Annotated in this window: 25 protein-coding genes; 15 read left to right on the top strand and 10 right to left on the bottom strand. The window is 38.3% G+C overall.

What is annotated here, in order from left to right:
- Entirely contained in the window at positions 1-372 is a 372-nt protein-coding gene (locus ACFO3O_RS02835; RefSeq protein ID WP_379977000.1) for an ArsR/SmtB family transcription factor, read from the bottom strand.
- Between the two features lie 192 nt (positions 373-564).
- On the opposite strand from ACFO3O_RS02835, the gene ACFO3O_RS02830 reads away from it, so the two are divergent.
- From ACFO3O_RS02830 to ACFO3O_RS02805, 6 genes are read left to right on the top strand one after another with little or no spacing between them, the layout of a single operon-like run.
- Positions 565-1,515, top strand: a complete 951-nt coding sequence (locus ACFO3O_RS02830) for a DUF7192 family protein (protein WP_379976999.1) — start codon at positions 565-567, stop codon at positions 1,513-1,515.
- Positions 1,515-1,841 carry a hypothetical protein gene (locus tag ACFO3O_RS02825; protein ID WP_379976998.1) on the top strand — a complete coding sequence of 109 codons (327 nt, stop codon included), beginning with the start codon at positions 1,515-1,517 and terminating at the stop codon, positions 1,839-1,841. The genes ACFO3O_RS02830 and ACFO3O_RS02825 overlap by 1 nt, the downstream gene beginning before the upstream one ends.
- A gap of 2 nt (positions 1,842-1,843) precedes the next feature.
- Positions 1,844-2,380 carry a hypothetical protein gene (locus ACFO3O_RS02820; RefSeq protein WP_379976997.1) on the top strand — a complete coding sequence of 179 codons (537 nt, stop codon included), beginning with the start codon at positions 1,844-1,846 and terminating at the stop codon, positions 2,378-2,380.
- A gap of 9 nt (positions 2,381-2,389) precedes the next feature.
- A complete protein-coding gene (locus ACFO3O_RS02815) occupies positions 2,390-2,950 on the top strand; it encodes a hypothetical protein (protein ID WP_379976996.1) in 561 nt (186 codons plus the stop codon).
- Positions 2,951-2,952: 2 nt separating this feature from the next.
- A complete protein-coding gene (locus tag ACFO3O_RS02810; protein WP_379976995.1) occupies positions 2,953-3,198 on the top strand; it encodes a hypothetical protein in 246 nt (81 codons plus the stop codon).
- A gap of 59 nt (positions 3,199-3,257) precedes the next feature.
- Complete coding sequence (locus ACFO3O_RS02805) at positions 3,258-3,689, top strand: hypothetical protein (RefSeq protein ID WP_379976994.1); 432 nt, start codon at positions 3,258-3,260, stop codon at positions 3,687-3,689.
- Here the strand turns inward: ACFO3O_RS02805 and ACFO3O_RS02800 are convergent.
- The 6 genes from ACFO3O_RS02800 to ACFO3O_RS02775 all read right to left on the bottom strand — a co-directional run bounded on the left by ACFO3O_RS02800 (position 3,658) and on the right by ACFO3O_RS02775 (position 12,867).
- Positions 3,658-4,389 (bottom strand): hypothetical protein, encoded by a 732-nt coding sequence (locus ACFO3O_RS02800; protein WP_379976993.1) that lies wholly within the window; start codon positions 4,387-4,389, stop codon positions 3,658-3,660. The genes ACFO3O_RS02805 and ACFO3O_RS02800 overlap by 32 nt on opposite strands.
- 50 nt (positions 4,390-4,439) lie before the next feature.
- The gene (locus ACFO3O_RS02795) at positions 4,440-4,571 is read right to left on the bottom strand and encodes a hypothetical protein (protein WP_257895226.1); all 132 of its coding nucleotides are present in this window, start codon (positions 4,569-4,571) and stop codon (positions 4,440-4,442) included.
- An 87-nt stretch (positions 4,572-4,658) separates the two neighbouring features.
- Entirely contained in the window at positions 4,659-6,542 is a 1,884-nt protein-coding gene (locus ACFO3O_RS02790; protein ID WP_379976992.1) for a UvrD-helicase domain-containing protein, read from the bottom strand.
- Positions 6,539-8,737 (bottom strand): ATP-dependent endonuclease, encoded by a 2,199-nt coding sequence (locus tag ACFO3O_RS02785; RefSeq protein WP_379976990.1) that lies wholly within the window; start codon positions 8,735-8,737, stop codon positions 6,539-6,541. The genes ACFO3O_RS02790 and ACFO3O_RS02785 overlap by 4 nt, the downstream gene beginning before the upstream one ends.
- A 4-nt stretch (positions 8,738-8,741) precedes the next feature.
- Complete coding sequence (locus tag ACFO3O_RS02780) at positions 8,742-9,599, bottom strand: hypothetical protein (protein WP_379976989.1); 858 nt, start codon at positions 9,597-9,599, stop codon at positions 8,742-8,744.
- A gap of 1 nt (position 9,600) precedes the next feature.
- Complete coding sequence (locus tag ACFO3O_RS02775; RefSeq protein WP_379976988.1) at positions 9,601-12,867, bottom strand: Eco57I restriction-modification methylase domain-containing protein; 3,267 nt, start codon at positions 12,865-12,867, stop codon at positions 9,601-9,603.
- Positions 12,868-13,115: 248 nt separating this feature from the next.
- Between ACFO3O_RS02775 and ACFO3O_RS02770 the strand changes: the two genes are divergently transcribed.
- The 3 genes from ACFO3O_RS02770 to ACFO3O_RS02760 are packed head-to-tail and all read left to right on the top strand — an operon-like array spanning position 13,116 to position 15,522.
- A complete protein-coding gene (locus ACFO3O_RS02770) occupies positions 13,116-13,568 on the top strand; it encodes a hypothetical protein (protein WP_304017179.1) in 453 nt (150 codons plus the stop codon).
- A gap of 5 nt (positions 13,569-13,573) precedes the next feature.
- Positions 13,574-14,593, top strand: coding sequence for a hypothetical protein (locus tag ACFO3O_RS02765; RefSeq protein WP_303687426.1), 1,020 nt, complete (start codon positions 13,574-13,576; stop codon positions 14,591-14,593).
- A 2-nt stretch (positions 14,594-14,595) separates the two neighbouring features.
- On the top strand, positions 14,596-15,522 hold the full coding sequence (locus ACFO3O_RS02760; RefSeq protein WP_379976987.1) for a zonular occludens toxin domain-containing protein: 927 nt from the start codon (positions 14,596-14,598) through the stop codon (positions 15,520-15,522).
- Positions 15,523-15,524: 2 nt separating this feature from the next.
- Here ACFO3O_RS02760 and ACFO3O_RS02755 read toward each other — a convergent pair whose 3' ends face one another.
- Genes ACFO3O_RS02755 through ACFO3O_RS02745 form a run of 3 tightly spaced genes read right to left on the bottom strand, consistent with a single transcriptional unit; the run spans position 15,525 to position 18,274 of the window.
- Positions 15,525-16,523 (bottom strand): hypothetical protein, encoded by a 999-nt coding sequence (locus ACFO3O_RS02755; RefSeq protein WP_303687162.1) that lies wholly within the window; start codon positions 16,521-16,523, stop codon positions 15,525-15,527.
- 45 nt (positions 16,524-16,568) lie between these two features.
- Positions 16,569-17,549 carry a nucleotidyl transferase AbiEii/AbiGii toxin family protein gene (locus tag ACFO3O_RS02750; RefSeq protein WP_379976986.1) on the bottom strand — a complete coding sequence of 327 codons (981 nt, stop codon included), beginning with the start codon at positions 17,547-17,549 and terminating at the stop codon, positions 16,569-16,571.
- The gene (locus tag ACFO3O_RS02745; protein ID WP_303687164.1) at positions 17,549-18,274 is read right to left on the bottom strand and encodes a DUF6088 family protein; all 726 of its coding nucleotides are present in this window, start codon (positions 18,272-18,274) and stop codon (positions 17,549-17,551) included. Before ACFO3O_RS02745 ends, ACFO3O_RS02750 begins: the two co-directional genes overlap by 1 nt.
- 255 nt (positions 18,275-18,529) lie before the next feature.
- On the opposite strand from ACFO3O_RS02745, the gene ACFO3O_RS02740 reads away from it, so the two are divergent.
- The 6 genes from ACFO3O_RS02740 to ACFO3O_RS02715 all read left to right on the top strand — a co-directional run bounded on the left by ACFO3O_RS02740 (position 18,530) and on the right by ACFO3O_RS02715 (position 21,843).
- The gene (locus tag ACFO3O_RS02740) at positions 18,530-18,703 is read left to right on the top strand and encodes a hypothetical protein (RefSeq protein WP_303687165.1); all 174 of its coding nucleotides are present in this window, start codon (positions 18,530-18,532) and stop codon (positions 18,701-18,703) included.
- A gap of 79 nt (positions 18,704-18,782) precedes the next feature.
- Positions 18,783-19,694 (top strand): hypothetical protein, encoded by a 912-nt coding sequence (locus ACFO3O_RS02735; RefSeq protein WP_379976985.1) that lies wholly within the window; start codon positions 18,783-18,785, stop codon positions 19,692-19,694.
- A 102-nt stretch (positions 19,695-19,796) separates the two neighbouring features.
- On the top strand, positions 19,797-20,462 hold the full coding sequence (locus ACFO3O_RS02730) for a hypothetical protein (protein WP_379976984.1): 666 nt from the start codon (positions 19,797-19,799) through the stop codon (positions 20,460-20,462).
- The gene (locus ACFO3O_RS02725; protein WP_379976983.1) at positions 20,452-21,075 is read left to right on the top strand and encodes a hypothetical protein; all 624 of its coding nucleotides are present in this window, start codon (positions 20,452-20,454) and stop codon (positions 21,073-21,075) included. The genes ACFO3O_RS02730 and ACFO3O_RS02725 overlap by 11 nt, the downstream gene beginning before the upstream one ends.
- Complete coding sequence (locus tag ACFO3O_RS02720) at positions 21,072-21,647, top strand: hypothetical protein (RefSeq protein ID WP_379976982.1); 576 nt, start codon at positions 21,072-21,074, stop codon at positions 21,645-21,647. Before ACFO3O_RS02725 ends, ACFO3O_RS02720 begins: the two co-directional genes overlap by 4 nt.
- Positions 21,616-21,843 (top strand): hypothetical protein, encoded by a 228-nt coding sequence (locus ACFO3O_RS02715; protein ID WP_379976981.1) that lies wholly within the window; start codon positions 21,616-21,618, stop codon positions 21,841-21,843. Before ACFO3O_RS02720 ends, ACFO3O_RS02715 begins: the two co-directional genes overlap by 32 nt.
- The last annotated feature ends 1 nt before the right edge of the window (position 21,844 follow it).

Below are 21,844 nucleotides of genomic sequence, written 5' to 3'. Positions count from 1 at the left end.
TTATGCTGTTTTTCTTTTTAATTTAATTGACTTAAAAATACTATCCAGAATATCCGTCTCATCTTCGTTCAATGAATAGTACAAGGTTTGCCCTTCTCGCCTTGAGCTTATAATATCTGCATCTTTCATTTTTCGTATATGCTGTGAAACCGCGGGAACACTCATACCTAAAATGTCGGATAAATCACAAGGGCACAGTTCTTTTTCCATGTTTAAGAGGAATAGAATTTTCAAACGAACCTCATTACCGGAAATGGACAGTAGTTTTGTTATTTTATCAAAATCATTAGCCATACCATCAATAGTAGTTCTACAGTTTTGCAGCTGCTTGTGGTCAGCTTCAGCTCGTGTGCAAGATATTTTTAGTTTCATATTATTGCTTTAGACGGGCAAATATATAATTAATTACGTATTTAAGCAAATACTTAAATATATAGACAATTGTCCCAAACTACAATCCCATCCCCAAACAACTCACACCACTAATTCTATTTTTAAAAGAATTAAGTGAGTCGACCGCAGAAACATACCGCCCAGAGTAGCAGTGGCAAATACAATTATCTCTTGTTTGATAGTGTGTTTGCCTTTAATGCGTTTGTAGATCACGAGATACAGCAACTTAGCAAGACAAACGCCTCACGGTGGAATAATGTGGTGCAAAGCACTATCCAAAACTTAAATTCTGGTACCGACTGGTATGGCAATCCCACGCCCAAGAATATTGAAGAACTCAATGAGCACCGCACATTTTCAGGAATGGAACTCGTGCGAAAGATTCAGCCACAAATAAAAGATAAGCTTGCAAAGTATTTGGAATATTTAGAAGATGCTGTATTGCCCAAACCTAAAATGGCTTATAATGATCGAGGTCTGGGCGTGTTTTCATTTGAGCGTGCCGCAATGGCGATGTTTAAAAACTTTCCCGTAGATACCAGAACACCTGTGAATACCGCCGTGAGCCAGATGAATATTGAGCTCGACAACCACAGTATCAACACATCGGTAAAAACGGTCTATGCCTATTTTCAGGATAAACAGATGTCCTATCCTGCAATGCAACTTTATATTATGGCTGGCGCAAATGCAAATGTGCAGGGCGATCAGCTGCTTTATGTAGGCCTTGCCTGTGCAGAACTTGTGGAGTTTCTGGAACTGCGTGGCATTTCGGTAGAGGTTAACGTGATGTTGGGCACGTCATTTAGCAATCAGGTGGCGATGGCTTGCGTGCGCGTCAAGCGATTTCAGGATAAACTGGATAAGAATCAGCTATTATTGATCAGTAGTGATCCGCGTTATTTTCGGTTTCGTGGGTTCAAGAGTTTGGTGGCGTTGAGCAACTATTTTGGCTTGACCATTCCATCTGGTCTCGGCAGTATTACTGCGCAAATGGGTACCGCTTTCGCGAAAGCGATCAACTCAAAAGGCTTCGTTTTTGAACAAAGTTACGCGATGGAAACCGCCGTTAAAGAAGTGACCCAAATCATAGAAAATTATAAAACCCAATTCGCTGTCTAATGGATAAAAATGTACTCAAACAGACCGTGATTGATTCGATAATGGATAGAGCCATTGCCATTAATAAAGCCTGTGCTGAGCAATGTAGAGATTTTGAAATTATGCTTTCGCGAAAGCGTAAAAACGCATTAATACTGCGATGGACGAGTATTGATATTTCTAATGAAGATAATCCAATACAGCAGTACCGTTACGAATGTTTTCAGACCGATGGGACACCGCAACTATGTTCTGTGCATTATGCAGATCAAGAAGAAGCAAACGAATTTGTCTGGTCGCTAGAACCGCTTTACCATCAATTATATGCCATAGATCATAAATTATAGATATGTATAAAACCAAAGATATTTCCAAAGCCGAACTGAAGGCGCTGTCCATAAAGAATCAGGATGAAATCGTGGCACTCACGGGCAGCGAATTAGATCCCGTAAAAGCCTGGGAAGTCATAAAACAGGCGTCAGATAACTTTACAAAAAGTGATCTGAAAGCGCAGGAAGCAGACGAGCTTTTATTTGAAATGCTACATCCCGATGAAAAATCAAACACTGGAGAAATCTACACGATGAGTGATGGTTTTCAATGGAAATTGTTATCAAAAACTGAAGCAAAAAAACGCTTTAAAGCCGATAAAGAAGTGTACGGTATAGACCGAAACTCTGAAACCGAAGCGCTGATTGAGAGCAAAGAAGATTTGGGGCGTTTTGAAGAATTTGGCGTGGAGCATAAAAACAACGATGTAAAACGAAAGCCAAAGAAAGCCGCCAACAAAAAGACCGCATCTTCTAAAGAAACCATACGCATACAGGAAAAAGAACGTGCCAGAGCCTTATCGCTACTGGAACTCGAATTATTAATTGCCGCCTAAAACCACACTATGACCATAGAAAAATTACAAAAGCTCAAGCTGAGCGCCGTACAACCAGATGCCTTGCAAACCGCAGTTAAAGAGCTACTTGCCGATTATGAAGAGACTTCAGACAAAAAAGCCTTTGAAGAAATCGCCAAGGAGAATATAGAAAAGGTATTCTCAATGGTAGAGCGCCTTGCGCCAGATGCCATTGTAAAAGAACAAAAGCCTGCCAAAAAGAAAGCACCGTCTAAAACGGTCAAAAAGGAGCTGGATAAAATGACGAGTGACATTAAGCTGTGTCGGGCAAAAATCCGCAAGTTTAATGAGGAGAAACGCAAGAACGAGCCTAAGAAACCCAAACCGATGCGTCACACCAAAATCAAAGGTCATTTTATTTCTATAGCTAATTTGATTCCAGTAAAACTTAAAGAAAATGTTTCGGTACAAAAGGAAGCAGAACGTGTGTTACTGCGTGCACATCGTGGTATTATGAATGCCTACAAAATGAATACGGTCACTACCGAAAAAGGTCTCGACGCCATCAAAGAGAAGTTTGACAAGATGGAAGAAAATGCTAAAAACTAACTATGAATAAAAAAGTACTGATTATCACAGGCGCAGGTCTTGCCATAGGTTTTGCCGAGGCACTCATTTACTATAATCTGGGAAAGAACTCAGAAAATGAGAAGTTTAAGCTACAAGTTCCCAAAGGAGCAGAGTTGCTCAAAACTACCGGCATCATCATCGCCACATCGCTCGCCACCGCAGCGCTCTCTAATATCATAGAAGGTGCCCTAACCGAAAAACAAGAACTCATCTCAATACCTGCCTAATTATGAAAAAGATAGAACACCAAATTTTCCTAAAACGCAACGGACTTGCTACAAAGCTATTGCTACAGCCAATTCAAGAGAAAATAGAAATCTTTGACCGTATGCACGCCTTGCTTGACAAGGTATCTGTTTGTGATAAAGATGCGCTCATCGATGAGCTAGAAGCTCTGGATCTGGAAATCCTAGAAGACATCGATGAAGAATATGCAGATCAGCTGGAACACAATGAGATTACTGAAGAGCTCAAAGAAAAGCAAGTTGCATTTGAAAAAGTGATGGAAGACACGCCAGTACCAAAACTCAAGAAAAAACCCACCGATGAGGATATCATTAATGAACTGGTAAAAATGGGTCGCACGGAAAATATTGGAAGATCTACCTTTCGTGATCTGGGCGTGAAAGTGGCGCTCGGTTGGGAAACGATTATTGGTAAGTATCGTGTGACCAGGACGAGTGTGTTTAGGTATCGGTATGAGATTGAAAGGATATAGGTTTGCGAGGATCTTTTGGTATTGAGATGGACTGTTTGGTTTGTTTTAAAAACTGATGAACCATTAGTATTCCAAACATCCATATAAGACCAGTTTGAAGCTCTTGATAGCCGATAAGATCTTCAATCTGGTTTTCTTCAGTTAGGTCTATATGTTTTATGAGTTTCTTAATCTTTTTAGGACTAATCAAGTTGGGCTGATAACCTTCCTTTCCCAGAGCCATTTTAAATTCTTCACCGGTTCGTTCATAATTTTTGTTGTGAAGTACTTCAGCGAGCATTTCTTTTTTTGCCGCTTGCATTCGGCCCCATTTTCCTTCTCCTTGCCAATACTCTAAAATTTTATAGGTTTCTAATAGTGTGAAACTTCTACGGCCTACTAAATCGTTCTCATTGAAGTATATCGCAAAGCGTTCATTGAAGGTAGTGCGTGAGTGAAGTCCGGTAATCTGGTAGAGCATTTTTTTGGGAATACGCTCAGGAAATAATGGTTGGAAACCAGCAATAATTTGCTCGTTTTTAATTTTTTCGGAAGGAGTTTCCCATAAGTCAATAATAGAACTATAATGAGAAATGTAGATCATAAAACGCCTGAACGATTTAAAATTATAGCTGATTAAACAAGCTGCAATAAACCACCAAGGTACGCTACCGTTGTACCTTTCGTGAAATCTATCTATTTTAAAATCTTCTTCTGTCATAACTTAAGAATGGTCACAATGTTTAAGTCATTGCGACCATTTTATTTACATTACTTTTTCCCTTTAGAACCTGAATTCCCAGAGTTACCTGAACTTGTTCGAGGTGGATTGTTTCCTCTACCTTTTCCGGATGCGTTTCCTGTTTTACTTGGTCCATTTACTGGTGTGTTTGACTTTGCCATAATTTTGGGTTTTTATATTAATAATGGGTCAAATATATACGGGATGTTTTTAGTGGATTGTAAACTTTGGACGATAGGGTATTAAAATTATAAAACCTCGATTTCCGTTTCATTAAACCAGCCATTAGCTATGGCATTTCTTTTAATAAGACTTGGATTGTCGGTGTAAGCTATTACAGCTAGGCCTTCTTCTGCACGACTGCACGCTACATAAAATAGTCTTCTGGTTCTATCTATTCCAGTATCATTGCCTTCAGCTTCATTTTTTAAATCAGAGGCACTAGGCCCTTTAGTTCCAAATAATTTATCATAACTAAACATAAAACCTCTTGCTTCCTCATCGTCTATTATTACAACAACTCTTGGGAACTCTAAACCTTTAACTCCTTGATGTGTAGCAAACTTAGATTCTTCTTTGAGGTATTCATCATATTTAGACACTTCTGAGAATTTTGCATTTAACGCTACGTCCCAAGCATCAATAGCATCATCATTTAGTTCCTCTTCATCTTCAGAACTTTCAAAAGCGGATTCTTCCTTTTTAGTTCTTGAACTAATAACCTTGAAAATATTTGGTAATGGAAATAACTTAGTTTCAAAAATAACTTGAAGTATATCTTTTAAATATGGATCGCTGTTATCTGCCCATAATGCTAACAACTTGGATACGTTATCATTAATTTCGGATAAGTGTTTTAATTGGTCTTGGGAATTAACTATTACATTTTTATCGAATAAAAAGGAATTAGCTTTGACTATCCTCATCACGGAGAATTTGTCGCCACTTTTATGCGCTTCTATCAAAGGCAAGATTGTATTCTTAAAAAGATTTAAGGTAGATAACGATCCATCTATCAAACTGGTCTTTAATCTATCCACTTTATACAATGGCTCGAAAAGACCAATAAATCCCATCCTTATAGCAGCCATATGATGTTCAAGTATTAAAGTCTTGACTTCATCAGGTTCCGTCCAAGATTTATCTGTTGTAAGCGTAAACATTTTTTTTGCAACAATATTTTCTGTAACAATCTTATCACTAGCTCTGTCGGCAATAAATAATCGAACTATCCCTTCTGGTTTTTCTTTTCTAGGTTGTTGTTTTTGGTCATCAACTTCTTGTCGGATATCATTTATTAATTTAATGATCCGTTTGTTAGAGCGATGATTCATTTTTTTAGTAGGAAAAACCCAGTCTGATGGTAATGATTCTCCTAGGTTCGGTTTGCCGTCAGCATAAATTCGTTGCATTGTGTCTCCAAATAGACCGAGTGAAAAAACTCCTTTTTTGGCTTTTTGTAAAGTAAACAAGGCGTCAATTAGTTCCTTTTTTGTGTCCTGGCTCTCATCTACTAAAATTATCGGAAATCTAGCAGCAACAATGTCCTGCATCAAACTTTCATTTGCTATAAAGTCCGCTGTAATTCCAATGACTTCAGAGTGATTCAATGAGTCCTTTTTAAAATTATCCCCATTAGGGTTGTAAGTGAATCGAGTAACGTTGGGAAGATTTTCTAACCGCTTGGTTTTTGATTTTATTTTTCGTGCACGATCAATTGAGGACTTATTTTGTAAACTTCTAGCTTTTGATTGGGCTAATTCAAGGTCTTCTATATCCTTCAATAACCTAGCTTTTACATAAGATTTAATATCTGAGGTAAATAGTTGTATAAGTTCCCAAGCATAGCTATGAATTGTACTCACATAGAAAATTGGATCGAATTTTAATCGTTGTTTAATCTCATCAGCGGCTGCGTTCGTGTAGGTTATGATCGCAATTTTTTGATTATTAAGAATAAAATTATTACCGTGATTCTTTTTAAATTCAGTTAAAGCTTTCACTAATGATCTCGTTTTACCTGAACCAGCTCCCGCGAATAAGAAAAAACTCTTTGGATTATTTGGATTTAAACATTCTGATATTTGAATATCAACATTATCATCTATATTGTTCTCATCAGCTAAGATCATTTTTCTACAGTTTTAATTTGTAAACCTGTCTTTTCAATCTTCAATTTGTCTTCAATCCATAGGAGGCCTTCTTCAATATATTTGGGTGTTTTTAGTACATCTGGTTCTTTAAAGTAAAATAGTTCTAAAGCAAATTCAGCTTTTTTTGATGATGGGTCTGTAATTATTTTATACATCTCATCAGCTGATTTTTGAACTGAAGTTTCATTAGTAGCCTCCACCATTTTTTTAAGTAAGCCTTTGGCATCAGTCAAACTCTTAAAAATTGATGCGTTCTCTAGAACCAGCGAATCTTCAAATGTGTATGGGTAGACTATGGTTTCTTTTTTGTTTTCATCTATTTTGACAGGAGTTTGATATGCAATCCTTATAGGGTTCTTTTTATCCTCTTTGTCTTCAAAAGCTGTAGATAAAAGTTTATCTAAATCTTTTTCAGCAGGAATCCATCCTTTGAGAGTAGAATTTCCAGTTTCGTAATTTTTGCCCAACGCTGGCTGTGTTTTCTTATTTCTTGAATCTTTAATCACAGAATCTAAGTCAGTAATCACTAAGGTTATTAATCCTAAAGCTTCAATAAGCGGTCGAAGGGTATGTGCGTGGCTACCACCTATTTCTAAAATTGAAACATAACAACTGCTTAATTGCGTGTGATGAGTGATAAAATATGGTAGCAACATACGCTCTGCTGGTCCTTCAACCAGTATTGCCGCATCAGAAAAGAATAGGTTACTATGAGTTGTTTTTAAATAACGTTTTGCAAATCTTGTAGTTTCATCATCAGTTCCAAAAGTTTTTGACAAGTTGACTACTGAGGATGTATTGATTGAACCTTTCTCTGAAATATTTCTTCTGAAATAACGTAAGGCTGTAAAATCAATTTCGTGCGCGACGTGATTAGAATGGGTACTTATTATCAACTGTGTTGTAAAAGCCGTATCATCTCCAAGGTTATCGTGTTTTCGTAAAACACTATATGCTTTTCGTATAAAAACTTGCTGTACTTGTGCGTGTAAATGTGCTTCTGGTTCTTCAACTAAAACTAAATGAATGGGTTGAAAAATAATTTCTGGATCATTTAGGTCTAAACTTTTACCCTTCTTCATCCACTTATCTCTAAAACTTATGAGCTTGAAAATCATCGAAATTAGATTTTGATAACCCAAACCATTATATTTTTCTGGTAGAGACAATTCTGTCTTTCCGTCATTAAGAGCATATTGTACTGCTGAGTCGTGTTGTAAACTACTCGCTGTATTTATTTCACTGCTTAATTTTATTTGTGGGTTTCCAAAGCCTGGATAGTTGAGATCTTCGAGTTCATTTAAGGCATCTTTAAAGCTACTTTCTAAATTTGTATTAAAGGCTTCTTTAGCCTGATGCAATTGGACCAATGCATCAACGTCGGCTTCAGTTGGATTTATACTAGGATTAAGATGTTTTTCATAATAATTTCGTAGTTGTGATGATAGATTTTTAGTGTTACTACCTTCAACAGCATCTGTATTTACATCAGTAAAACCTCGTTGCGCGTTTATTATGTCTACATTGATCAATTTGTTCAAGACTTCGTTTTGAACCGCAATATCTTTTTCTGTTAATGATTGTGGTTTTTCATTTTGCGCAGGGTCTAATAAATAGGTTTGAACTTTGAAATAAGTGCCGAGTCTTTTGTCTAAAAAATCCCGTAGATTTTTAGGCCACAAATTGAACGTTGCAGATTTTCCCTTTTTAGCATCATAAATATTCTTAGAATTTTCAATGCTTTTTATAAACTCTGCATAAAGTGATTCTATGTCAGTCGGTTCGTAACGTAATCGCACACCAAGTAAGCCTCCTTTCCAATCAAGTGAAGGAATTATGTGACTCACGTGTTGTAATTCTGTGTTTTCAACTTGCAGCCACAAATCTAGTGTTGGTATTTCTGTTTCCCAAGGTTTACTACTTAGGTCTATTTTCTCAGGATCTTTCTCTTGAAGCCAAGTATCTCCAATTTTATTAATGGCAGCCCAATTAGATAAGGTGAAATCTTTGAGATCAAAGGATCGGTTTTTAGTGAGAAATAGAATTAAGGCGTCCATAGCAGATGTCTTTCCGCTATTATTCGCACCGACTAAAAGTGTTTCTCGCGAAGAGACATCAATGCGACAGTTCTTCAGTTTTCTGAAGTTTTGTATATGTAAAAAATCTATTCTCATATTTCTATTTCTTTAAATTGAAGTGATCATTATACATAGACCTTCCGGCATCTGAATTCCAAAATGCCTCGGGATCTTTAGCTATCTCTTCATAAATTTTATCTTGTTGATCCTCACTTGCTCGCTTGTGCTTGCTAATTCCGTGGATTCTATTAGTCAAGAATTCCGATAAAGCCCAATACTCAAATTGTTGTGGTATGTTATAGGTTCCCTGAATAGGATTGATTGCTAGGTCTGCCAATCCATCTTCGCCACCTGGAGACTTCAATACCGAAAAAAACATAAACCTGTTGAATTTTGCATAAATGGCTAAATATGTCTTTTCAGGATTGCTGATAATTGTAAGATCATTCATTCGCGTCAAATAGTAATCTACACCTTCAAGCTCAGTGGTATGAAACTCAACTCTGTCTGTAAACCATAAATAGCAGTTGGAAAATTTTCTAGGAAAAATAGAACTTGAAAGAAAGCCTTTCCATTCTATTTCACAGTCTAGCAAGAGTTGATAGAACCATTTTTCAGAAAGCTCTTCATCCATTTTCATTTCTAAATGAATTGTTCTCCATAGTAGGGAAATAGCGAAATAATATAGATTTTCGTTATACGGTAGATGGTATTGGGATTTTAAATAGGGATGAAAAATATTCTCTGCAAACCATTTCTCACGTTTACCAAACTCTTGTTCTGCTTTTGGACTCAGCAATGGTATTTTGATGCCGTCCTGCATTCTAACATTGGGCGCTATAACACGTCGTTGAAATTTTGAGCCTGTTTTTATAGAATGCTTAATAACAAACTTTGGGATGATGTGGCTTTCCCTTAATTTTCCTACAGTTTTATATAACGCGCAAGTTCCTTCCATCTTACCCATTCTCCACAATCCTTATCTCCTCATCACTCAATCCATACAGTTCATACACCATTGCATCTATTTGTTGTTCTAGGGTATTAATTTGTGATAGTAGGTCTTGTGCTTTTTTCTTGTTTTGCTCAAAGAGGTCTAACCATTCAAACTCGTCTGTTTTGGTAAGTACCGCAACTGGTGCTTGACCTTCCTTTTCTCGTAATTTGTTGGTGGCTTTAATTGCTTTATTAAGTTCTTTGATAAAATCGCCAAAATCTAAATCTTGCCAGTTTTCGAGTTTACGTGATGTTTTTTTAAGCGAATAATTTGATCTAAAATACTTTCTAAATGTTCCGTTTAATTTTTTGAAGTCAAGAATGGTATTTTTTAAGGTATCAGATTTCAGATGTAAAGTCTCTTGAAGATCCTGTGAAACATCGGGAATGGGGAATTCTTTTACATATATATTAAAATACCTGAAAGTTCCAACACCACTCGTGTTTGCTATTTGATGAAGATAAAACTTCATCGCTTTTGAATTCAAAATTGATAGTAAGTAGCCGGATAAGATCCCATCTGGTGGAAGTAAGAAATAGGCGCTATTCAATAAATAAATTTCTTCAGAACAAAGGCTAAACCTACCGCTGTCCGTAAGTTCTATCCATACAATTTTCTCTTCCTTGAAATCTTCAAAAAAAGAACAAGCTCTTAGGTTAGTCCAATGCTGACCTTTCGCTCCACGTGATTTGAATTTATCTCCAAAGCCTTCTAAATGGTCATAAATAGCTGGATAATCTTTTGGAATATCAATTCCGTTTTTACTGAGTATAATGTATTGATTTGGTAATTCATAATGGTACCTGTATATATCTCGACCTCTTAAAATTGGCTGTATAATCTCGGCACTTCTGTAATCTTTAGAGATTAATTCATTCTTCTTATCCTCGTCTATTAGAAATGCTTGATTAGAGCCAGTTGCAATACCAAGCCTTATTTTTGTTTGTAAATCCTCTAAAGTTGGATTGTTCCCTTTTAACTTTTGAGTGATTTTTAAATATTCTGGTCTTATAAGCGTCCAAGAAAGCGATTCTAAGTCTTTTTGAGAGTAAAAAAACTGATTTTCGGAAATGAATTGCAAAAAGTCAGTTTTAACCTCATATTTTGAATTGACTATAGTAGCTTTTTGTGACTTGTCAGATGATTTTTTAAAAACTAGTATCACGGAATTTACCACAGCATCAGAAAAAATTTGGGCATCCTCAATGTTAATTAGCTGATCAATATTTCCATTAATAATTAAGAAGTTTCTTAATGGATTCCCATAATCTGCTTTTAAAAATGAATTAGAAGTTATGTATGATAACATTCCATTTTTCTTGATGATTTTTATTCCTAATTCGTAGAAGTAACAAAATAAATCTGCAAATGACTGATAGCTAGAATAGTGCTTTTTTAAGTATTTTGGATGATCAACTCTATCGTGACTTACATAAGGCGGATTCCCAATCACAACATCAAAACCTCCGTTTGCAAATACTTTCGCGAAAGCGGTCTCCCAGTTAAAGGCTTTATCTCCTGCAATGGTTTTACTGTCTATTAAACTGTTACCACATTTTATATTACTGCTCAAATCGTTGAGCTTACGACGTGGTTGTGCGGTTCGTAGCCAGAGTGATAGCTTTGCAATCTCTACAGACTCCTCGTTAAGATCTACACCATAAATATTGTTCTCCAGTATGGTGTTTTCTATATCTGGAAACTGCAAGCCACCACCTAGAATTTTGGTCTTAAGCTCATCTATATACTGATGTTCTTTAATGAGAAAATCCAGCGCCTGGTTAAGAAATGCACCAGAGCCACAAGCAGGATCACAAATAGTAATCTGTAGCAACCAATCACGGTAGGTGTCTAGCGTTTCGACTAGCTTTTGTATGGTCTTGTCGTTTCGCTTCTTTCTTCCGGTACCACGACCTTTAAAATATTCTTCTTCTTTAAAACCGAGTTCGGCTTTTTTCTCATTACATAATTTTCCTACCGTATTTTCTACAATGTATTTTGTGATGTACTTAGGCGTGTAAAAAACGCCATCCTTCTTACGCTTGCTTTTCTGTTTGTCAAAGTTGCCACCTTCTATTTCGGCATTAATACTTTCAATCTCGTTGAGAGAGTTTTCAAAAATATGACCGAGGATGTTTACGTCAACTTGGCTTTCAAAATCATAAGTTGCCAGTTTTTTGGTGTGATTGTAGAGTAAATCATCATCTATAATCACACGATCCAGGATAGAATCTGGCTTAAAGAGGCCACCATTGTAGGCAAAAATCTCTTTATTTTCTGCATCGCCTTTACGACCTTTATCCAGATAGTTAAAGTGCTTTTTAAAGCGATCATACAGCGGCTCATCTACGTCCAGCTTGCGTATGGTGTCCCATTCTGCCAGACGTTTTATGGTATAATTAGGTTGTAAGAGTCCGCGATCTTCGGCAAAAAAGATGAAGAGAAAACGATCTATAAGTTTCTGCGACTTTTTAAAAAGCGTGAGTTTTACGTTTTTCTCCAGGCGTTCAAGATCTGACTGATGTTCTGCATTATCTGTAATACCAGTCTCTTCCAGAATCGCGACCTTTAAGACTTTACCGTTTTTCTTGACCAGATCGCGATACAGCTCACGTTTAAAAAGCGAATAATCTTTGTAAAACTCTTTGGTAATTTGTTCCTCTACGATGAGTGAATCCTGCTTTATCTGAAGCGGTAACTCCTTGAGCAAATTGTCTTTGTACAAACACAAATACAGCAATCCAAAGTCATCACGTGTAAGATTAAATAGGTCAAAATCCAGTAACTCTGTCGTATCGTCTATATAGAAACGTAGTTTTTCAAAATTAGAGGTAATGACAAACCTGCATCCTTTGTGATTTACTTTATAATCAAAAGCCTGACGTCGTATGCTTTCCAGATCCTTTGTATTTGTGCCCTTAAGTTCTACAACGGCTACTGTTTTTTCTTCTGTAATAATGGCACCGTCTGCCTTGCGGTTATTTTTCTCGTTTTTATATTCTGTAGTTAGGTTGTATTTGGGTTTTGGATTAATCGTATAATCGAGCACGTTTACAAAGAGTTCTGTAAGAAAAGTAGCCTGTATTTGCTCCTCGTTACTCTTGTCTATATTTTGCTGTATCTCAAGGTTGAGAAAGAATTTGGTGTACTTGCGATATGCCTTATCTACTGCGTTTGTGTCCTGTTGTGCGAGATATTTTTTGAGTACAGATGTCTGGAATAATGCCATTTAGTGCTTTACAAAGTTGTTCAGCTCCTAAAATTAACAAAGTTTACAAGCTATTCATCTTTATTTCTCATTTTGTTTTCAGTTCGCTTTCGCAAAAGCGAGCTTGCGAGATTCACGACCAAAGGAAGAGCGTAGCGTTAAAGCGGAATTATCCACAAACCACATCGAAACTTTTTGAATACCAATTAACAAACCCCTGAAAACTCTCTTTTAGTAGTTTGGCACGTGAGAATCAATTCACAGCCAAGATGAAAAAAGAACAACCAGATTATAGCGACTTACAGCATAGTGTAGATACGCTTATAGGAAAATTTGGACTTGTCAAAACCATAGAAGTCATTAATAATCTTTCTGGAAACGCCCAACTTAAATCCAGCGACACCCAAAAGGTAAAACTGCTCGTTGTGTATATCATCTCGCAGAGCATCCAAATTTTTGATCTTCAAGAGCCAGAATTTTATACGAGCACGATTCAAGAATACCGTGATGCCAGGATGGCGTGTTATTTTCTGCTCAAGAAATATACTGATACCAGTTATGCCAAGATAGGCGAGAGTTTTAAGCAGTCTAAGAGAGCTGTGATGTACAACTACCATAAATGCGATGAGATCCTTAGCATCCCAAGCTTTTACAAACCTTTTGTCGCCAAGTTTCAAGTTCTGGAAAACAACGTGGTCAACTTTATCGCAAAACTCAATTAGAATTTATGAAAGAAGAAATAGCTCAAGAAGTAAAGGACGTCCTTACCACAGCACCAGAAGAAATCACATTTGAAAGTATTCAGGGCGAAGATAGTAGTCCGCTCAACCAACCTGTGATTGAAAAAGACATCGGTGGCGAGCGACCAATAGAAAGTGATCCCGAAAAGCAAAAAAGTTGGAACGTGTGGAAACCAGACCGACCACACCAGATGCCAGAAGAACCTGTGATACCATCTAGCGAGCAACCAGAATTCCGCAAAACCGTAGAAGAAAATGTAGAACAGGAAAAACGTGAGCAACCACTAGATGCCCCAGAACAGGAAATAAATGGTGGTGGCTATGACGATGATGATGAGCCACAACCTACAGACGAAGACTTTGAACTGCCTCTAAGCCAAGCCAACCAAGCGGCTGATGCACTTTTGGGAATGTCTAACAATGTTCTGGAAGTAGGTGGCGGTTACTTTGTAAAAATCAGCAAGCACAAAGAATTCTATGAGTTTGATGAGATCATTACCGTTATCGATCAGCAGAACGATAAGAATGTTGCTCGCGTAAAGCTAGACAAGGAAGACAAAGCATTATTGCGTCCGTTACTTGCTCAAATCCTGCGTAAGAAAGCCAAAAAACTCACGCCAGAACAGCAATTAATGGGTGCAGTCCTGTCCATCTTAATGAAAAAAGCACAGGTCGTTATGGAAGTGAGAGCAGAAAATAATATTCTGGAAGAGCGCATTCTTGATATCATCCGTGATGAAAAAGCTTCAGTTCTCGAAGAAGAACAAGAAGAATTCACAGCGCAAGAAGAAGAATATGCTAATCAAGATTTTCAGGAAGAGTTAGATTTTGATGAGGAAGAAAATGTTAAGGATTATGATGAAGTTTTTGCGGAGCCACGTCAAAGTACGAAAGCAGAAAAAGAAACGCCTCAATCAACTGAAGAAGTCGATTTTGAAGATATAGATAACGATATTCCAGAAGCTACCATCCTTGAAGTAGCCGAAGACGAACCCAATACAAAATAGCTATGTCGGAACATTATAATCGCGGAAGAAAATCTATAAGCTATCTCAAAGAAGACCTAGAACGCCAACCAATGATTTTATTGGTCTGTGGCGAGACTGGTGTTGGGAAAACCTATAGAAACAAGCAAGAGATCAAACGTTATATGATGGATCATCTTGCGATTGGCAAGAAAGGTCGTAAAGTGCTGGCTTTTGATACTAACGATGATGATTATCCGCAATTCCGTACGGTAAGTCCAAATCATCTCAAGGCGTTGACCAAAGTAACTTCACGCAGAATAAGGCCTTTTAATCCTGACGGATCGCCTATGGATAATGACGAAAAGAAAGAAGTCATTACCAAAATTATGAAACATTTTAAAAATGGCTTGGTGGTTCTGGACGATATCGATCACTATATGACTGGTGCTAAGGGACAGTCGATGATCGGTGCACTCTGTACCGTGCGTCATAAGGGAATAGACATTGTGCTCACGCATCAGTCCGTAGCGAAAATCACTACATCAGAATGGCAAAACTGTACGTGGTTGCGTTTGCACCATCAGGTAGATGATGTAACTCGCTATCGAGAACGCATTCCAAAATATCAAATGGTTCGTATCGGTCAGCTCATTGTAGATGAACAATACGAGTTGTGTTCTAATGCTTTTGCAATGGGTAAGATCACAGAGCAAGAATACAAGATCCAGAAAAGTTTCTTTGTCTATATCAATATGCGAGAGCAACGCATACGTGGTTGTAGCCGTGCAGCCTTTATACGTGCCTGTAAAAAATTTATCGACCAGGAAGAAAGCCGTAAAGTGAAAATGTTACTGAATGAAGAAGATTTTGACGGCAACAACATCTACAAAACAAAGAATGATGCAATTGTGAAATTGATTTCAGATAAGTTACGGTATCACGAAGATGGGATGGTTGGGCCTATGTGATTTTAATCAATCTTTTCAAAGTATTTTTTGAAAACAAAACCGGATTTAGGCTCACCAGTTTCTTGATCAATATAATAGATTAATAAGTACTTATGTCGAGTCTCAATAACGCTTATCAACTGTCCCTTTTTAACGATACCCTTTATTGCAGCTCTTTTCTTATTGTTCACTCTCAGATTTACGTCAGTAGTTGCAAGCCTTTGTTTCGTGATTTGACTTAAAATGCTATCTAACTTTATATTAGTGTGCTCTTGATGCGATTTAAATTTATCGTCTATGATTTCAGAAAGCTCTTTGTTTGTCATTTTATGGGAATCGCTGTATAATGAAAAAATCATCACAACAAATGAAATGATTTGCATTATTTGAAAAATAAAGGCTTTAGCTTTTTCAGATTTAGACTTTGAACTTATCAGTTGCAATTCATCAAATAACTGTCTCTGAAATTTTTCAAAACTTTCCTGAGTCACATACTTATCTGAGAAAGTTTGTAGCGATTCTGCTTGAGTCACTATTGCTTCGGTAGCCTCCTCAACAAGATCATATTCCTCTTCAGCTTTATCAAGATCATCAAATGATATATTCTTCAAAAAATCTGTAGAAATACCTCTCAGTGCAACTTCTATAGCATTCAATGGCTTCACATAATTTTCAGCATACATTGATGATAAAGATGATAAAGATGACAAGCGCTGATTGAGCAAGGCGTGATTGGTTATAATGCCATCCATCTGATTTTTAAGTGGATTGTCTTTATACCAATCTAATAGCGGTACGATTCCAGATGTCACTTTAGAAATAGAATTCATCGATTCAATTCCAGGATGTTGGTGCATTGATTTAAGGATATCTAAAGCACCACCAAATGCTGCAATATTTGTAGGATACTGAATGCGTTTAGTCATTTCATTTACCCAATCTAATTTCGCAATACTACCCATCGCTGCTTCTATTGCTTTTTGGCTTGCATTTATATTTTTAAATTGATCTAATGGGTTCATATTGATATTAAGTTAATAGATAATAGATATTGAGTTTGTTGTTACTTATGACATCTCCCATTCAATTTCTCCCACACGATCCTTAATAGCTTTAAGAGATTTCAAGACTTCCTCATCGTCAGGTAACTCGCCAGTAAGTAATTCTTTGAAAGAGCTGTTGTAGGTTGATTTTATTTTGCTCCAAACGTCTTCAAGATCGTCAAATATGAGTGCTTTGCTTGGGTGTTGTGCGAGCCATTCCTTATCATTAGGAATCGCTTTGTCATCATCCTTATCTACTTGATTAAGCATTGCAGAAAAGTCTTCACTTGCAAGAAAATCTTGTATTCGCTCTAACTTTAATAGTTGGTGCAAATCATAGGTGTGCCTAACTTTATCTGCCAAGTCTTTCAAAGGATTATCAGTATAAGAAAATCGCACCAGACTTATCACTTTCTCACAAAAGGTACGCTCAATATCTAGCGCAACTACTTTAAAAGGTTCGAGCTCGTATTTGGTTATCAGATCCACATTTCCGGTACTGGCAATTAAATCGGTAATCATCGAGTGTATTTCAACCATACTGCTGGGATGCGGGCTGCCATAGCTTGAGACTTCAACCACAATCTCGTCACGCACGTGGCCAAAGGCTCCATCCATTCCGCTTTTATCATAACTGTACACCAGTTTTCTAATCTTCCCCTTTTTGTTCTCGATCAAATGTCCAGGAACATAAGTCAAAGGTTCTGCCACAGCTTCTGTGACAAGCTTAAGTTTCTTCTTGATGGCGTTACTTCCTTCTTCTTCGGTAGTGATGATGACGAGATCTATATCTTCCGAAAAGCGCTCAATGATCTTATGACATTTTGATAAAGACGTTCCACCTTTAAACACAGTAATATCCTTTGATGCAGGATTTGTAAATATTTGCTTGAGCGCAAAAGTGACCCAGTAATCTTTTTCAATAAATATTTCGGCAATGCCGAAATGATCTGCGGCAGCACGTATCGCATTTCTGAAGGGTTCTTGATATTCGTGTAATTTCATTAAGCGATGTTCCAGTTGTTTATGGTGGGTAATATATCCTTGGAAATCCCAAAGGTGTAGGTACTTAAGGCATTGATGTTCTCACGTAATGCGTTGCTCTGTTTTTCTAATCCCATAAACTCGTAGATGGCACCTATTAAGGCAGCAACTTTAGGTGGGTACGCTTTTGCGAAAGCGGTAAAACGTTCCAGATCTTTTGCAGAAAATTGAGCTATTCTATTTTTGAGAAATGAAAGAATCTGAGAGCTATCGCCATCAGGAATATTTTTAAAGTCTTTTGCAACATCGAGCACCTGTAGTAATGGAATGTTCTTTTTAGAAACGGTAACATAGCTCTTTGCAGGTCGTACCATTGTGTTTCCTACCTTACCACGTACTTGTTTTGAAGAACTAGCAATTCTCACTACGTTAGGAACCTGAGTGGTCAGCCTGAATTGATTGTACAATCGCACTCCAGTAATGTAGGCCACCTGTTTGTTATCTTCAAAAAGATAGATATTGAGCAGTTCTGTATCACTAGGTCTTAATTCGCCAAAGTCTGTTTGTTTAGGCTTATAATAAACACCTTTTCTATATCTCTTTATAGTACCAGCAGTAACTAGTCTACTTAAAGACTTAGAAGCAGCTGTAAACTCACCTTGAGGTATAGCCAGATCATCGTATGTAAATGCATCTCCTGCATCTATACGAGCTATCTTATCTTTTATGTATGCTGTTATATTCATAGTTTAAGCATTACAAAGATAGTTTAATTCTTTATAATGTCAAGTTTTTACATCTATTTACTTGACATATATAGCAATATCTATTCCTTTATCAGTTTCTTTATTTATAGCTCGTTCTATAGCTCCAGCATCTCTATCTCCGTCCCAAAGTCCCAAACCCTACCACGGTAAACCTTCTTCTTCCCTTCATCTTTGTGCTCACAAGGTTTAGAGACCTGCCCATTATTACAAACAGTTTTACAAAAACAACCCAAAATGGCACAGAAAAATGACATCGCCTGGCAACCTATAATGTATTGCGTAGGAGCAGGAATCGCCGGCATCGCAATAGGAACCTTACTGGTAGCACCTATGGTTCAAAAGATGAAGGCAAAAAAGCTCGCAGAAAAAAACAAGAAGACTGCGGCTATCCCTACAAAAAAGGCATAGCATTTAGAGATGCGCCATAAGGGACAACATATTCTTGAGATGAAAAACTCCATTGTTGCAATGGACAAATCCCAGACAAATGAAAGATTATAACGACGAGTTAATGCGCTACGAAGAAGACGCAGAAAACCAATACGACGATTACGACCACGAAGAAGACTATGATGATTATGACGATGAGGACGACTTCGATACAGGCTTTGAAGGCCTAGAAGATGGTTATGATGATGAGTTTGAAGACGAGTACGACGACTATGATGATTATGCAGATGAAGTCGAGTACGAAGATGATTATGACGACTACACCGCAGCCACAGTAGGCAAGATTGATCCTAATGACCGTACCCTAACGGTAGTGATCACAAACAAATCTGGCGCAGCGGCAGAGGCAAATGTTTTTGGCGGTAACCGTGAGGCGGCACAGCCTAATGGCGTGACCGTAGAGATAGAAGAATCCAGTCACAAGGAAGTACGAGAAGAGAGTAAGGCAAACCCATTTAAGATATCGGGAATGAAGTACTCTGTGAGCAATCCGCTACAGTTTGATAATGTACTGCGTGTGGAGCGTAGAACAGCTTCAGGTTCAAAAACGACCAGAGTGTATCAACCGCGTAATGCGACTTCGCCACAAAACTTTACCCAAACGCTCATTGACGATGACAACTTCGAGATGGACGTGACGGGACAGGATTCCCTTCAGATTATGGTAGAAGATGGTATTACAGCCGTATTCACATTTACCATCAAAGCAAGAGCAAATCTGGGCAACTTGCTTAAAGGTCAGAACGTTGCAGAACTTTCTCGTGCGCCACGTACGACAGGGCTTCCACAACTAGACCTGATACGCAGTCGTAGAAAACCCAGACCATTAGGGCGTCCTAGACGTAGAGTGAGACGTTCTCGCAGGAGACCTGTAAGCCGTCGTCGATATGTCAGAAAACCGGTGGCGAGACGGTCTAAGTCACGCCTTGTAAGACGTAAGAGACGATAGTTGGAGCTCCGACTTGAGTCTTGACTCTTTCCCTAATTGAGACAGCCAGAGTCACGGTTTCCCCCAAACCTAGCTCTGGCTGTTCTTTTTTAACGACACCTTATGAAACGCAACAATAACCCCAAAAATCTCGCACAGAACAGGATAGACTATATCGTCTTCCATAACACAGATGCCGCAAATGACATTTTGTTTGATTACGGTTTTGAAAAAATTGACAACCAGCAACATCTGTCCCAGGCGGTCAAGGAACTTGTAAAGAACAAGGGCAGAAAGGTCATCAAGGATCTTTTGGAAATTCATCCAGATAAAGCAGCGATACTTCAGGTAAATACTGTTGAAAATTCCAAATGTGCTGCCTGTGGTAAAAACGCTGTAGTTCATACTGAGCGTAGCCGAAGTACGAAAGCGGAAAATTATTGTAAATCCTGCGTTCATTCCAACTATGCAGGTTCTGGAGATGAAGATAGCTTTCTGGATCAGTTCAATTCCTACGATGATAAAGCCCTAGAGAAATATTATCAGGACATCGTAAAGCGATCCAATGAAGATCTGGAAGATAAAAACCTAGCTCAAGAAGTTCAAATGGTCTGGAACGAACTGCGCAAACGCAAGGAAAGCAAACCGGAATCCAAACCAGAAGTAACTGAAGACAAACCCAATGGCATCCATATCACAAAAGATGAGATGTTGCTTTTTGGCGTCGTATTTATCGCTGGTGTTCTGGTAGGTGCGAGCATAAAATTTGACTTAAAAAATGGCAAATAAAACCAAACAATTGAAATACAATCAGGCGATAGATGATATCTCATACCTGATCCTGCACTATCCCTTAGAACTGCAACAGCTCTTGCGTGTCTATGGTATCACTTTCCGTGACAGGCCATCACACAAGGCACTCATTAATGAGACCGTAGAACTGATGAAGGATGACAATTCCGCTTTCGCGAAAGCGCTTGCAGAACTCATATCCCGACTTGCAGGTCGTGAGGACGAGTTTTGGGGAGCCGTGGCCAAAGGTGCCGTGGGAATCCTGGGCGGTCTCTTCAAAAAGAAAAAACGCCGTAGTTCTGGTGGTAGCAGTAATGCAGCAGCAGCAGCCGCAGCACAAGCCGCAGCGGCCAAAAGAGATATGGAACGCCGTATGCAACAGATGCGTGAAGAACAACGCCGCCGTGATGAAGAGCGAAGACAAGCAGAAGAACGCCGTCGTGAAGAACAAAAACGCAAAGAAGCCGAAGCAAAAAAGAAAACCAATATGATGCTGATGATAGGCGGCGGTGTAGTGGTTCTAGGCATAGGCGCGGCAATTTTAATGAAGTCCAACCAGCCACCGATGCCTTATGGCGGTCAGCGCGCCCAAATGCCACAACAGCTATGACAAACACATTCGGATTAATAGACTATGACGTGTACGACGATGGAGATTACGACAGCTATAGACGTGGTCGCAGGAAAATACGTAGACAGCGCAGAAAGGCAAGAAGAATCGCAAGACGTACCCCAAAAAGGCGTATCAAAATCGCACCTAGACGGAAAATCTTGCGCCGACCACCTATTGTAAAAGGAAGACCGAGACCTATTAGGAAGAAGAAAGTAGTCCGTAAAAAGCTGCCATCTAAAGTCCCTGTGAGCATCTTGATTCCCAAAGGAACACCTATAAAAAACAAGCTGCCTAGCAAACCGATTTTCAAGCCCACTTTAGTAAAAAAGGGCAAGCCAATCAGCAAAGATCAGAAGGTTACCAAAGCGCAAATTGCCAGCCTTCAAGTTCCTGCCGCAGTTGAGAAAGCAGCAGCAGAAAAGGCAATGAAGTCAGATGGTAAAACAGCAAAGGTAGTCAAGATCATTGCTATCGTCGGAGTTACTGGCGCTATAGGCTTTGGGATCTATAAATACATTCAAATCAAAAAGAAAAGCAATGGACATATTGGCGCAAATAAAGGAAAGTGAAGTATCTGATAATGGAAGTTTTCAAGAGGGATTTCTGTATGGATCTGTCAAGAATATAGGAGAAAAAACGGCCCAAGTAAATGGCGTTTCCCTTCTTCCAGGCGAAGCCAAAAGCTATCCATTTGTTGGTAAAGGCTACCACAAAATCAACTACGAACCCAAAGGAAGCACCTTGCGTGTTCTGGAAGTACTATAAC

It is taken from the genome of Dokdonia ponticola (assembly GCF_042653865.1).
GTDB classification, from domain to species: Bacteria; Bacteroidota; Bacteroidia; order Flavobacteriales; family Flavobacteriaceae; genus Dokdonia; species Dokdonia ponticola.
The sequence above is the reverse complement of the archived record's forward strand: the minus strand, read 5'-3'. Positions and strand labels throughout refer to the sequence as shown.

Excerpts from the sequence above, each read along its gene's own strand:
- ACFO3O_RS02835 (WP_379977000.1), bottom strand. The coding sequence starts at position 372 with ATGAAACTAAAAATATCTTGCACACGAGCTGAAGCTGACCACAAGCAG.
- ACFO3O_RS02825 (WP_379976998.1), top strand. The coding sequence starts at position 1,515 with ATGGATAAAAATGTACTCAAACAGACCGTGATTGATTCGATAATGGAT.
- ACFO3O_RS02820 (WP_379976997.1), top strand. The coding sequence starts at position 1,844 with ATGTATAAAACCAAAGATATTTCCAAAGCCGAACTGAAGGCGCTGTCC.
- ACFO3O_RS02815 (WP_379976996.1), top strand. The coding sequence starts at position 2,390 with ATGACCATAGAAAAATTACAAAAGCTCAAGCTGAGCGCCGTACAACCA.
- ACFO3O_RS02810 (WP_379976995.1), top strand. The coding sequence starts at position 2,953 with ATGAATAAAAAAGTACTGATTATCACAGGCGCAGGTCTTGCCATAGGT.
- ACFO3O_RS02800 (WP_379976993.1), bottom strand. The coding sequence starts at position 4,389 with ATGACAGAAGAAGATTTTAAAATAGATAGATTTCACGAAAGGTACAAC.
- ACFO3O_RS02795 (WP_257895226.1), bottom strand. The coding sequence starts at position 4,571 with ATGGCAAAGTCAAACACACCAGTAAATGGACCAAGTAAAACAGGAAAC.
- ACFO3O_RS02790 (WP_379976992.1), bottom strand. The coding sequence starts at position 6,542 with ATGATCTTAGCTGATGAGAACAATATAGATGATAATGTTGATATTCAA.
- ACFO3O_RS02785 (WP_379976990.1), bottom strand. The coding sequence starts at position 8,737 with ATGAGAATAGATTTTTTACATATACAAAACTTCAGAAAACTGAAGAAC.
- ACFO3O_RS02780 (WP_379976989.1), bottom strand. The coding sequence starts at position 9,599 with ATGGAAGGAACTTGCGCGTTATATAAAACTGTAGGAAAATTAAGGGAA.
- ACFO3O_RS02775 (WP_379976988.1), bottom strand. The coding sequence starts at position 12,867 with ATGGCATTATTCCAGACATCTGTACTCAAAAAATATCTCGCACAACAG.
- ACFO3O_RS02770 (WP_304017179.1), top strand. The coding sequence starts at position 13,116 with ATGAAAAAAGAACAACCAGATTATAGCGACTTACAGCATAGTGTAGAT.
- ACFO3O_RS02765 (WP_303687426.1), top strand. The coding sequence starts at position 13,574 with ATGAAAGAAGAAATAGCTCAAGAAGTAAAGGACGTCCTTACCACAGCA.
- ACFO3O_RS02760 (WP_379976987.1), top strand. The coding sequence starts at position 14,596 with ATGTCGGAACATTATAATCGCGGAAGAAAATCTATAAGCTATCTCAAA.
- ACFO3O_RS02755 (WP_303687162.1), bottom strand. The coding sequence starts at position 16,523 with ATGAACCCATTAGATCAATTTAAAAATATAAATGCAAGCCAAAAAGCA.
- ACFO3O_RS02750 (WP_379976986.1), bottom strand. The coding sequence starts at position 17,549 with ATGAAATTACACGAATATCAAGAACCCTTCAGAAATGCGATACGTGCT.
- ACFO3O_RS02745 (WP_303687164.1), bottom strand. The coding sequence starts at position 18,274 with ATGAATATAACAGCATACATAAAAGATAAGATAGCTCGTATAGATGCA.
- ACFO3O_RS02740 (WP_303687165.1), top strand. The coding sequence starts at position 18,530 with ATGGCACAGAAAAATGACATCGCCTGGCAACCTATAATGTATTGCGTA.
- ACFO3O_RS02735 (WP_379976985.1), top strand. The coding sequence starts at position 18,783 with ATGAAAGATTATAACGACGAGTTAATGCGCTACGAAGAAGACGCAGAA.
- ACFO3O_RS02730 (WP_379976984.1), top strand. The coding sequence starts at position 19,797 with ATGAAACGCAACAATAACCCCAAAAATCTCGCACAGAACAGGATAGAC.
- ACFO3O_RS02725 (WP_379976983.1), top strand. The coding sequence starts at position 20,452 with ATGGCAAATAAAACCAAACAATTGAAATACAATCAGGCGATAGATGAT.
- ACFO3O_RS02720 (WP_379976982.1), top strand. The coding sequence starts at position 21,072 with ATGACAAACACATTCGGATTAATAGACTATGACGTGTACGACGATGGA.
- ACFO3O_RS02715 (WP_379976981.1), top strand. The coding sequence starts at position 21,616 with ATGGACATATTGGCGCAAATAAAGGAAAGTGAAGTATCTGATAATGGA.